This is a genomic window from Lysinibacillus sp. NPDC096418 (assembly GCF_044762775.1).
In the GTDB taxonomy this organism is placed as follows: domain Bacteria; phylum Bacillota; class Bacilli; order Bacillales_A; family Planococcaceae; genus Lysinibacillus.
In genome coordinates, this window is the sequence record NZ_JBIWEY010000032.1 from 42,707 (window position 1) to 54,584 (window position 11,878).

Here is an 11,878-nt window from a genome sequence, read left to right on the forward strand (position 1 = left end):
GGAGGGGTTTTACTTTTTTGCATTTTAGAGGTACGGTAAGCACTCCGTAGAAGTATATGAGTATCAGTTCACTGATTAGTCTGCTTGTACTTCCTCGACAGTTTGTTCTACCTCGGCACGTGACATTTTTTCACGACCTTCTTGCATAGCTTTTAATGTTTTGTGTGCTAATGCTAGTGGTAGACGACAGAATAGTAGAACTGTTCGTTTGTTAATGTCTTTCATGTAAAGGTCACCTTTTGCTAAGTTTTCCTCTGCATAAGTAAATAAATCATCACGAGTCCAGCCATCTGGTACGAAGCTTACACCACGTTCGTCCATGTCTTCGTGCTGGTTGCGTAAAATATTGACTGCTTGTAAGCCACGTCCATACCCAATGGCTAAATCACGATCTGTCTTGATGCCTGCGCCCCATTCCCAAATCTCCGATAACATTGTCCCGACAAGTCCTGCCACGTAGTATGTATATTCATCCAAATCTTCGCGCGTGTGGACTTGCCAGTTTGCTTTTGACCATTTCGCCATTCCAAAAGCCATTTCACTTGTCGAAGCTTGAACAATAGGACGAGAACCTTCTGGGCAGAAAAGTACCCAATCTGCTAGACGTAATGTTACTTCTGGTAACTCGCTAGCATAAGGTGCCAGTAATGCATCGTATGCAGCTGCATCGAACTCTCCTTTTAAAAACTCGCTTGTTGCAGATAATAAGTCGAATTTTACATCATTTGAAAGGTTTTCGTGATCCTCGATTTCATCAATCGCACGCATTGCTAAGTATGCTGCTGCGACAGACAATTTTAGATCGTTTTTTAAAAAAGTAATTGGTATATAAAAGGTGCGACTCGTGTCCTTTAAAACTTGCATCGCTTCTTTATAAAGTTTTTTTTGATCTTTCATGTGTGATCCTCCGTTCAAGTTGTCCTGCCTCTATAGTATATGGTATCGCAAAAAAGAGGAAATAAAAAATATATTGTTCATTTTTTGGACAAATTCTTTGAAATCTATTAAAAAAGATGATAAGGTTTAGCTGTAAACTATTTAGACTATTTCAGTTAGTGGTAGAGAGCTAACGAAATAGACTCAAATTCGTAAAGGTGAGTTTAACAAGAAGGGGAGAGATTTAATTATGGGTCGTTTAGACAACAAGATTGCAATTATTACGGGTGGAGCTTCAGGAATGGGCGCTTCAATGGCACAATTATTTGCAAACGAAGGCGCAACAGTAATTGCTGCCGACATCAATGAGGACAACCTAGCTAAAATTTCTGAATTAGAAAACGTAGAAGGCATGAAATTAGACGTTTCTTCTGATGAAAACTGGGCGGAAGTAACAAAAGCTATCGTTGACAAATATGGTCGTATCGACATCTTAATCAATAACGCTGGAATTTCGTCTCAAAAATCACCACAAGATCTTACAGATCAAGACTGGGCTTTAATGCACAAAATCAACTCATTCGGTCCATTCTTAGGCATTAAACATGTTTCTAAATATATGAAAGAAGCTGGTAAAGGTGCTATCGTAAATACTTCTTCATATACAGCTCTTATCGGGTCTGGCTTAAACGCTTACTCAGCATCTAAAGGTTCTTTACGCGCAATCGCACGTGCTGCAGCAGCTGAATTAGGTAAACACAATATCCGTGTAAATACAGTATTCCCAGGCGTAATTGAAACACCAATGACTGCAAACATCGGTCAATTCAAAGAAGCTATGGACATGCTTGTAAGAGCTACTCCAATGGGTCGTCTTGGACAACCAGAAGAAGTTGCGAACGCAATTTTATTCTTAGCATCAGACGAAGCTTCTTACATTACAGGTGGCGAACTTGTAATTGATGGCGGATACTCTGCACAATAATATTTTCATGTTATAATAGCAATAATCAAAGAGTCGGATGCATTAGCATCGGCTCTTTTTTTTACATAAAAAGGAATGGAATGCGGTTTTGATAGCATAAATTTGATTATTTTTTATGTTTTTCATACGAATGACTATCAAGTTATTGCACAATCATTTCAACAGGGGTAAAGTTTAATAAGGGCGAATAATCAATTATGCCTCGGCGTAATTGAGTCGGGATTTTGAATTGTAAAAGTATAATTCAACTGTGACATCCGCAGGGGGGCATTAACTTTATTCAGTCGGTGTTTAATTACTGCTGAATAAAAGCAAAACTCAGTATTCATCTCACCTTTTTTAGAGGTAAGGGCTTTTACTGAATAAAGTTAAAGGAGAAATAGTATGCCAAAGGCTATAGGTATTGATACAGGCGGCACATTGACGAAAATAGCGTATTTAGATGAACACAATGAGCTAATTTTAACGACATTTCCGTCTAATGATTTGCAGGCTGTAAAAGACTGGATTTTAGATCATCCAGATATCGAGGATATTGGAGTTACGGGGGGACGTACTGAGCAATTACTTGACGTCATTAAAATGATGAAATCAATTCATTATATAGTAGAGTTTGAAGCAACGTTGAAAGGTGTACGTTTTTTGCTTAAAAAAGAAGGCCATCACTTTGATCGCAGTATGATTACAAACATTGGTACGGGTACATCTATTCACTACATGGAAGGCAATACGGATATTCGAGTAGGTGGGACAGGTATTGGTGGTGGTACATTAATCGGTCTATCCGCGCTAACAACTGGTATTACGGATTACAATTCCATTCGTGAAATGGCAGCAAAGGGGAAGCGTGAAGACATTGATTTACGTGTCAGCGATATTTATCAAGGGATGGACACACCGATAGATGGTCAATTAACGGCGAGTAACTTCGGGAAAGTCGGAATTACAGAAGATGTTAAACACCACTCTGAAGATATTATAGCGACTGTCCAAGGACTAGTCGGTGAGGTCATTACAACACTTAGCATTCAGTACGCAGAGGAAAAAAAAGCCCAACATATCGTGTATATTGGGTCTACACTGAGCAACAATGAGCATTTAACGAATGTCATTGCCAATTACACACGTACTAAGAAACATACGCCGGTTTTCATCAATGACCATGGCTTCTCAGGTGCAGTCGGTGCGCTACTAAACATAACTGAATATACGATTGTCTGAGCGACAGGCAGGAATGGAGGTGTCTCAAAATATTTTGAGATATCTCCATTTTTTAGTGAATCGGACTAGTTAATTAGTAACACGAATCTGTTATTAATTTTGCACAATTAAGTGCGAAATTAGCTTTTTGAGACAAGGAGTATCGATATTTTGCTAGCAAATAATTTCTTGGATATACTATTTATTGTTGAATGATGAAAGACACAAAATATCCAACAGATTCGAGCAATCGAAATAGAGTCTTCATAGCATAAATCTATGGGGGCTCTGTTTTTACTTGAAGGAGAGAGCAAAATGGATTTATCAAATAAAAAAAATATTGAACATCAAAATAGTCAGTTCTTAGAAGGGTGGCTTGAGCAGTTTCGTCCTTATGCAAAAGAGGGGAGCTGCGCTGACTATATACCTGCACTAGCACTGGAAAATCCTAATCGGTTAGCAATTTCAATAATTGGCTCAGACGGAACTGAAATGAAAGCTGGAGATACGACTGACAAGTTTACACTACAAAGTGTTTCTAAAATTGTTGCTTTTATTTCAGCTTGTATGGATAGGGGATTGTCTTATGTGTTAGAGCGTGTGGATGTAGAGCCTACAGGTGATACTTATAACTCAATTGTTCGTCTAGAAAGTCATGAACCTGGAAAGCCTTTCAATCCTATGATCAATGCAGGTGCTATTACAGTATCTTCTATGGTTTCAGGAAATTCATCACAGGAGAAATTAGATAATATACTATATTTACTAGAAAAGATGGTTGGAAAAAAACTAATTGTAAATGAAGAAGTCTTTCAATCCGAATGGGGAACGGCAAATCGAAATCGAGCAATTGCCTACTTTTTGATGGATTCAGGCTATTTAGATTGCGAAGTAGAGCAAGCTCTAGAAGTATATTTGAAGCAATGTGCCATTGAAGTAGATGTTTCGGATTTAGCAATGATTGGATTGGTGATTGGCAATGACGGTTATCATCCCATTTTGAAAGAACAGTTATTTCCAAAGGAAGTGGCAAAATTAACGAAAGCGTTAATGGTTACTTGTGGCATGTATAATTACTCAGGTAAATTTGCAGCTTTTATAGGATTACCTGCTAAAAGTGGTGTCTCAGGAGCGATTCTTGCTGCTGTTCCAAGTCACGCAAGTTTATATTCTCCATTCCCTACTGGATGTGGAATTGGCATATATGGGCCGGCAATAGATGACATTGGAAATAGTGTTGTTGGCGTTCGATTACTAAAGCATATTACGAGTGAATGGAACATGAATATTTTTTAACATGGAAAGTAATTAGGGCTTGTACTTAATAAAGTTTTTTAATGAGACTATCCAATAAGTCCCTTTAAGCAATACAACTGGCTCTCTAAATGGTAAAAATCCGCGGGTACAACGTAAGTCGCAACCCTCGGTACACACGGTTTGTTGCGTTTTACTTCTTGTGCAGTTCACGTGGATTTTTACCTTTATATCAAAACATAGCATAATTAAAGTACCCTCAGTACACAACCTCTTTTATCCCCATTTTTTTATTCTCTGCTACTAATGACCCCATTATTATGTGTATATTTTTCCCCCTCAAATAAGAATTATCCCTAAAGAATAAAACCTTCTATCTTGCGCACATTAGGTTTTAGGAGGTGAACGTAGATGGGGAAAAACAATAACAAGACATTGAATACAAGAACGCATAACCCTTATGGTACCTACAAAAGTAAAGACCTTGACGATAGTAACAGTAACAACAATAACCCGAATGACAACCTAAACGAAGAATTTTCTGCTGAATGGGATGCCAAAGCAAAAAATGCAAACAATAAAACAAACCACGATAAAAATCAACAATCCAATAAAAAGAAAAATATATAATTGAAGCAAGCGGGTTGATTATGGTCTCGGTTCGCTTACATTTTCCGCAGGAAGCTCGCGCACCCTCCGCTACAATCAGCAGAGATGTATTAACTTATACTAGTTTGTGCGGAAACCAACAACCCTATATTCCTGAAATTGAAAATAACTATTGGTTTTTAAATTTTGGAGGTGGACAGGTAATGGCAAAGAAAGGTAAAACGAGCTTTAAGAAGAAAAAGAAAGAAGATACACACAAAAGAAATGATCGTGAAGAATATTCTGCTGAGTTTAATGCAGTGATTCATAATAACGCACAACAACCAAAACAAAGCAATAAATAAGGCAATGCGAATACAAATGTCCCTGGAGTAGGATGTACAAACTTTGGGGGCATTTATTTTTTTGCAATATAAAAACTATGTCCATTAAATTTCATTCTATGCAAATAAGTAATAATGGCGAGAGTAAAAGCAATCCTTTACAACACTAAAACAGAAGAGTATAGTAATTATTTAACTAGGTAAATAATTTAGGTGGTGAAAAGTTGAATCCGATATTCCATGCGCTATTCCAAAAAAATAGGTATTTAACGAATTGTTTAAATGAAACATTGAAACAGCATAATTTGTATAGCTCACAATGGACAATTATATATTGCTTACATACGCATGGCCCTATGACATTGACGCAAATTTGGAAGTATTTAAATGTTGAGGCACCGAGTATTACTAGAGCTGTCGCAAGGCTTGAAACACTAGGGTGGGTGCAAAGAGTGGATGGGACAGATAAGCGCGAAAAGATTGTAACGTTGACAGGAATGGCAGAGGAATCCTTACCGGCCATCGAGCAAACAATTTTAGCGTTTGAGGAAGAAATGATTGGCTCGATGACGGTTCAAGAGCAACAACAGTTTATGAATCTACTGCAAAAAATGAAAGGTTGATTGATATGCAACAAGAAGAAAATACGCAAATTTGGACGAAAAGGTTCATCAGTTTATTTTTGATCAACATTTCGGTGTTTTTTGTGTTTTATGGTTTAGTGACAACGTTACCGTTATATGCAATAGGCATCCTGCATCAAACTGATAAAGAAGCTGGCTTATTACTATCAAGCTTCTTATTATCTGCCATTATTGTCCGTCCGTTTTCGGGTAAACTATTGGATGTATTCGGCAAGAAAAAACTGCTAGTCCTTTCGATTGTGGGCTATTTTGTTTGTACAGTTTTATATTTATTGATTGATCCATTTGGACTTCTACTTGGTTTACGTTTTATTCAGGGGATTTTCTTTAGTATTATTACAACGGCTGTTAGTTCGTTAGCGGCGGATATTGTGCCCAAAAGTCGAAAAGGGGCAGGGCTTGGCTATTTTGCTATGTCTACGAATCTGGCAGTTGTCATTGGTCCATTTGTTGGCTTACTACTAATTCAGTATAGTAGCTTTAATGTGTTATTTATTGTGATGAGTATTTGCGTCCTAGCTGGCGGGCTATTGGCGATTTCTGTGAATACGGATGACTTACCGCAGCCAGCACATCAAGGGAAGCTAACATTTACATTCGGTGATTTACTTGAACGCCGTGCATTGCCGGTTGCTGCGATTGCTAGTTTAGTAGCATTCGCATATGCGAGTGTTTTATCGTTCTTATCGGTGTATGCACAGCAAAAGGATTTGATGGCGATAGCGAGCGTCTTCTATGCCGTATTTGCCGCATCAATGTTGATTACACGCCCGTATACAGGGAAGCTTTATGATACAAAAGGTGCGCAATATGTAATTATTCCGGGGATCATTTTATTTGCTATAGGATTAGTGATGCTTGCCTTTGTGTCAGGTCCTGTATTGTTTCTAGCGGCGGCTATTTTTGTCGGTTTTGGCTACGGGGCTGTGACGACTAGCTTACAGGCATTAGCTGTGCAATCGACGGCACATACCCGTAGCGGCTATGCAACGGCGACATACTTTACAATGTTTGACCTTGGGATTGCGCTAGGCTCCTACATCTTAGGAATCGTTGCGGTACAAGCAGGCTATGCATCCGTTTACTTAACAGGGGCAGGGGTTCTAGTGGTAGTATTTATAGTATATTTACTTCGCTTAGCAAAAATCAAGGCGAAGAATGTTGTTCATATATAGAAAGAGTACATATTCGTACTTTAAGTAGATTGAAAGCCTCTCTTACAAATAGAGATATGTTAGTAGGGATGCTAAAAAATGAACAAGGAATTTGGCAGACTTCATTTAATATGCCAATACAGTAATCATTTATATATGCACTGTCCTAAAAGTAAAATAGTTTACTGAGAGTAGCTTTTTATTGATATACAGTTAAAAATCCGCATAGACTCCTGCAGGAATAGCACAAGAAGTAAGACGTAACAAACCGCGCGTAGCGAGGGTTGCGACTTATGCTGTGCCTGCGGAAAGCGAAGCGGATTTTTACTATATAGAAAGGTAGTTATTCTACTGAAAGAGACTTATTGGACATCCCCTTAACCTATTACTTCAAGTTCTTCTGCAAGAATGCTTTTGTACGATCGTTTTGCGGATTTGTGAAGAATTCTTCTGGAGAATTGGCTTCGATAATTTCTCCGCCGTCCATAAACACAACTTTGTTTGCCACTTCTTTGGCAAAGCCCATTTCGTGCGTTACGACAATCATTGTCATATGCTCCTCGGCTAAATCCTTCATTACTTTTAATACTTCACCAGTCAGCTCTGGATCGAGGGCAGAGGTTGGTTCATCAAATAATAAAATTTGCGGATTCATCATTAGTGCACGTGCAATGGCAACGCGCTGTTTTTGCCCACCCGATAGATTGGCAGGGTAGGCTTTTGCTTTATCGAGCAATCCTACTTTTTGTAGTAAATCTTGGCAGCGACGAGCAATTGCTTCAGGCGATTCGGGTTTCAGTAAGCCTGGTGCGATTTCTAGGTTTTGTTGCACAGTTAAATGGGGGAATAAGTTGAAGTGTTGGAACACCATGCCCATTTTCGCTGTAATCTTTTTAATGTCTTGTGGTTTGGCGTAAGTATTGTCTTTTACTAAATAGTCACCGTCCACAAAAATACTACCACCGTTAATTTCTTCTAAATGAATCAAACTACGAAGCATGGTACTTTTACCCGAACCAGATGGACCGATTACGGCAACAACATCATTTTTCTCAATATTGAATGTGATTTGCTTGAGTACTTCTAGCTCATCGAATGATTTTTTCAAATTCGTTACTTCAACAAGTGCCATATGATTCACCTCTATTCAAATTTAAAACGTCTTTCCAACCACTTAAATACTACCGTTAAGATGAGCGTCATCACTAAATAAATAGCCCCTGCGATAAAGTACGGTACAATCGTGAAATCACGGTTTACGGCAGTTTGTGCGAAGTGAAGTAGCTCTGGAACGGCTACTGCATATAGAAGTGCTGTGTCTTTTATAAGTGTCACGGATTCATTAGACAATGCGGGCAGTGCCACACGGAACATTTGTGGCATAATAATACGAGTTGTCGTTTGCCATTTTGATAAACCGAGTACCTGTGCAGCCTCATATTGGCCTTTATCAATGGCAAGCAAGCCTCCACGGAAAATTTCTGCAAAGTACGCTGCGTAATTTAAGATAAACCCGAGGCAAGCCGCTACGAATCGATCAAGTACAAGGTATTCTCCGATTACCGGCATCATTGGTAAACCAAAGCAAATTAATAAAAGCTGTAGTAATAGTGGCGTACCACGCATTACATAAATATACGTTTGTGCAAACCAAGCTAGCGGTTTGAAGCGGCTTTTCGCAGCTAATGTAAGTAAGAAGCCTAGTGGAATCGATACAAGAATTGCAATGATGAACAGCAGTACTGTCATTTTTGCTCCTTCAAGCATCGGCATGATCATTGTTTGCCAGTAGTCCGCCATAATAATTTCCCTCCCAAAAGGGGTCATCCACTAAATGAATTATCACTTAGTGGATAGCCTTAATTTTCGCACAGAAGAGGCTGTCTCAAATACGATTTAGACAGCCTCTTTCATCACATTCAATTATTTTAAAACCTTGTTTTCTCCGAACCATTTTTCAGAGATTTCAGCTGCAGTACCATCTTCGTTCATTTGATCTAAAGCTGCTTGAAGTTTTTCTAGTAAAGCTTCATTGCCAGGTTTTACACCAACACCATATTGTTCAGGTGCAAGTGATTCTTCTAATAGTTTGAATGTATCAGGCTGTTGTGTCATGTAATATTCTGCTACAACCGCATCGACCACGACAGCATCCACACGACCTGTTTTTAAATCTGTTAATGCCAAAACGTTATCTTTAAATTCAGTAATTTTTTTAATTTCTTTATGAATTGGGTGAGCATTTAATGCATCAAGTGCAGACGATTTAGCTTGAAGTCCAACTTCTAGACCAGCTAATTCACTAAGTTCTTTAATGGAAGAATCTTTTTTTGTTACCACAACTTGCGCATTTGCTAAGTAAGGCTTCGTAAATAATACTTGTTCCTTACGTGTATCATTAATTGTGTATCCATTCCAGATTAAATCAATACGACCACTAAGTAGTTCTACTTCTTTTGAGTCCCAGTTAATTGGCTGGAATTCAAATTCTACATCCATATGCTCCGCAGCTGCGCGAGCATAGTCGATATCAAAGCCTACGATTTCATTGTTTTCATCGCGGAAGCCCATTGGTGCAAATTGGTCATCGATCCCAACAATGATTTTTTCTGTTTGTGGTGTTTCTTCTTTGCCAGTCGAGTTGTCTGAATTTGGTTTCTTTTCATCAGATGTACCACAAGCTGCTAAAAAAAGTACAGCTGTGAACGCGAAAAGTAATGTAAAAATACGTTTCATAGTCATTTTCCCCTCACATAAATAATAAATGTCCTACTAGAAAGCTAGAATATAGTAATTTTACGCTTTCGTTCGCTAAACTACTAATGTGTCAAAGGATACCACCGTGATAATAAGTTGTCAATACTTTATTCTGAATAATTGGAAAAACGAATCTATTTAGAAATTTTTGTATTGAGAGAGTTGCAATTAATTTGTGCCATACCTTTTTTAGAAAATACAGTCTAAGGAGATATGAGGGGTGAGTGAAATGAGGAAATGGATGAGTCGAAATTAAACAGTTTATCTCTCAAAATGAATAACTCGACATTCCCTAAATATTCTCTTACATTAAGATAGAGCTGTAAAAATTACGCTAATGTTGAGTTGAATAATTTAACGAGGTAGCAACTATTAAAAAGGAAGTGAATCTACTATGAAAAACGAACTTTTCGTTGCTTCATGGAGTGGTGGGAAAGATTCGGCACTAGCTTATTATCATGCATTGCAAATAGGCATGGTTCCGAAAAAAATATTGACGATGTTTGAGGAAGATAACGAGATTTCTAAGTCTCATGCAATTCCTTTAGACGTTGTACAAGCACAAGTCGATCGATTAGGCGTACCTCTTTTAACTAAATCTGCAAGTTGGGGCTCCTATGAAGAAGAATTTATCGATGCGATGGATACATGTCGAGCGGAAGGCATTACACACGGCGTGTTCGGTGATATTGATTTGGAAGATCATTTAAAATGGGTCCAAACAACATGTGCGAAATCGGATATTGTCGCAGTTCATCCGTTGTGGAACTTTGCGAGACGCTCAGTAGTGGAAGAACTATTAGAAGCTGGTTTTGAAGCGTGGATAATTGTCGTGAATACAAAGATGATGCCTGCTTCCTATGTCGGTAAAAGGTTAACAAAAGATTTAATGGAGGAACTAGAAGCAGCAGGCATCGATGCTTGTGGCGAGAACGGAGAATTTCACACAATCGTAGTGGATGGACCAATTTTCTCTGAACGTGTTCCTATTTCGGTTGCTACCCCTATAGAAAGAGAACATTATGTTTTCTCTCCAGTTTCATTAGAAGAAGATTGAAGATAAAATTGCACTACATAATTCACCATACTGGTGGTCGCTCAAGTTGGGAGTGAGGTCGCTCAAGATGAGAGTGAAGTCGCTCAAGTTGGGAGTGAGGTCGCTCAAGATGAGAGTGAAGTCGCTCAAGTTGGGAGTGAGGTCGCTCAAGTTGGGAGTGAGGTCGCTCAAGTTGCGAGTGAAGTCGCTCAAGATGGGAGTGAATTCACTCAACTTGTGCGACAAGACACTATGCTTTATTTACCTTTCAAAATCGCCGCACGTGCTAACGCATCTGCGGCTTTGTTTTGGTCACTCGGTACCCATTTGATGAAGAATAGATCGAAACTCGCAGCAAGTTGTAATGCCTGCGCAAGGAGAGGTTTAAATTCTTCGTTTTTTACATATTCTTTTTCCATAGAGGCAACAACAATTTTTGAATCGGAACGAACGGAAACAAGTGATGTGCCAAGTTTTTTTGCTTCTTCTAAACCACGTATGAGAGCGGTAAATTCTGCAATATGATTATTGGATGACCCTATAAATTCACTAATTTGCTCATGATGACCTTCACCTTTGATGAAGATGCCAATGCCACTTGGGCCAGGATTACCGGCACTTGCAGCATCAATATAAACTTCTAACATGTGAATCCCTACTTTGCAAAAAAATAATGTACCAGCTGTATTGATCAACTAATTTTGTCCAATCCTATTTATTGAAAAGTGGATTTCAGGTTTTGGCTACTCGCTTTCCTGTTTTTGCGAGTGTGAAAGCCGCCCACTACTACAATCCGTTAAATCTTGATGAATTGATACGATATCCCCTTAATCAACACACCTAATACATTTCTATTGTACAACATGTATCAGTTTGCACCATCATCAAAAATGGATTAATTTAAATAAAATAGTTGTCTAGAAAAGACCTTCCGTTCATAATAGAGGTTCTAAATCAAATGTTGGGGTGCTGTAAATTTACAGCACCTTAACCCAAATGAACCCCGATTTCTTTATACTTTAAATTTAATAAGATTTTTG

13 protein-coding genes are annotated in these 11,878 nt (G+C 38.5%); 8 read left to right on the forward strand and 5 right to left on the reverse strand.

Going from position 1 to position 11,878, the window contains the following annotated elements; genetic code table 11:
* Window positions 1–75 precede the first annotated feature (75 nt).
* Window positions 76–897, reverse strand: a complete 822-nt coding sequence (locus ACIQZG_RS19270; RefSeq protein WP_402757090.1) for a squalene/phytoene synthase family protein — start codon at window positions 895–897, stop codon at window positions 76–78.
* 229 nt (window positions 898–1,126) lie between these two features.
* Between ACIQZG_RS19270 and ACIQZG_RS19275 the strand changes: the two genes are divergently transcribed.
* The 7 genes from ACIQZG_RS19275 (at window position 1,127) to ACIQZG_RS19305 (ending at window position 7,066) form a co-directional block, all read left to right on the forward strand.
* Window positions 1,127–1,861: an SDR family NAD(P)-dependent oxidoreductase gene (locus ACIQZG_RS19275; RefSeq protein ID WP_402757091.1), complete on the forward strand. Its 735-nt coding sequence runs from the start codon at window positions 1,127–1,129 to the stop codon at window positions 1,859–1,861.
* A 384-nt stretch (window positions 1,862–2,245) separates the two neighbouring features.
* On the forward strand, window positions 2,246–3,082 hold the full coding sequence (gene coaW / locus ACIQZG_RS19280) for a type II pantothenate kinase (RefSeq protein ID WP_402757092.1): 837 nt from the start codon (window positions 2,246–2,248) through the stop codon (window positions 3,080–3,082).
* Between the two features lie 294 nt (window positions 3,083–3,376).
* Window positions 3,377–4,357: a glutaminase gene (locus tag ACIQZG_RS19285; RefSeq protein WP_402757093.1), complete on the forward strand. Its 981-nt coding sequence runs from the start codon at window positions 3,377–3,379 to the stop codon at window positions 4,355–4,357.
* Window positions 4,358–4,726: 369 nt separating this feature from the next.
* The gene (locus ACIQZG_RS19290; protein ID WP_402757094.1) at window positions 4,727–4,945 is read left to right on the forward strand and encodes a hypothetical protein; all 219 of its coding nucleotides are present in this window, start codon (window positions 4,727–4,729) and stop codon (window positions 4,943–4,945) included.
* 20 nt (window positions 4,946–4,965) lie between these two features.
* Window positions 4,966–5,268, forward strand: coding sequence for a hypothetical protein (locus tag ACIQZG_RS19295; RefSeq protein WP_402757095.1), 303 nt, complete (start codon window positions 4,966–4,968; stop codon window positions 5,266–5,268).
* Between the two features lie 203 nt (window positions 5,269–5,471).
* Window positions 5,472–5,870 (forward strand): MarR family winged helix-turn-helix transcriptional regulator, encoded by a 399-nt coding sequence (locus tag ACIQZG_RS19300; protein ID WP_402757096.1) that lies wholly within the window; start codon window positions 5,472–5,474, stop codon window positions 5,868–5,870.
* 5 nt (window positions 5,871–5,875) lie between these two features.
* Window positions 5,876–7,066, forward strand: a complete 1,191-nt coding sequence (locus tag ACIQZG_RS19305; RefSeq protein WP_402757103.1) for an MFS transporter — start codon at window positions 5,876–5,878, stop codon at window positions 7,064–7,066.
* A 364-nt stretch (window positions 7,067–7,430) separates the two neighbouring features.
* On the opposite strand, the gene ACIQZG_RS19310 is transcribed toward ACIQZG_RS19305, so the two are convergent.
* The 3 genes from ACIQZG_RS19310 to ACIQZG_RS19320 form a co-directional block, all read right to left on the reverse strand.
* Window positions 7,431–8,177 (reverse strand): amino acid ABC transporter ATP-binding protein, encoded by a 747-nt coding sequence (locus tag ACIQZG_RS19310; protein WP_402757097.1) that lies wholly within the window; start codon window positions 8,175–8,177, stop codon window positions 7,431–7,433.
* An 11-nt stretch (window positions 8,178–8,188) separates the two neighbouring features.
* Window positions 8,189–8,845, reverse strand: coding sequence for an amino acid ABC transporter permease (locus tag ACIQZG_RS19315; protein WP_402757098.1), 657 nt, complete (start codon window positions 8,843–8,845; stop codon window positions 8,189–8,191).
* A 123-nt stretch (window positions 8,846–8,968) separates the two neighbouring features.
* Window positions 8,969–9,781, reverse strand: a complete 813-nt coding sequence (locus ACIQZG_RS19320) for a transporter substrate-binding domain-containing protein (RefSeq protein WP_402757099.1) — start codon at window positions 9,779–9,781, stop codon at window positions 8,969–8,971.
* 415 nt (window positions 9,782–10,196) lie between these two features.
* Here ACIQZG_RS19320 and ACIQZG_RS19325 point away from each other — a divergent pair, with 415 nt between their 5' ends.
* Window positions 10,197–10,859: a Dph6-related ATP pyrophosphatase gene (locus ACIQZG_RS19325; protein WP_402757100.1), complete on the forward strand. Its 663-nt coding sequence runs from the start codon at window positions 10,197–10,199 to the stop codon at window positions 10,857–10,859.
* 236 nt (window positions 10,860–11,095) lie between these two features.
* Here the strand turns inward: ACIQZG_RS19325 and ACIQZG_RS19330 are convergent, their stop codons facing one another.
* On the reverse strand, window positions 11,096–11,485 hold the full coding sequence (locus ACIQZG_RS19330) for a ribonuclease HI family protein (RefSeq protein ID WP_402757101.1): 390 nt from the start codon (window positions 11,483–11,485) through the stop codon (window positions 11,096–11,098).
* Between the last annotated feature and the right edge of the window lie 393 nt (window positions 11,486–11,878).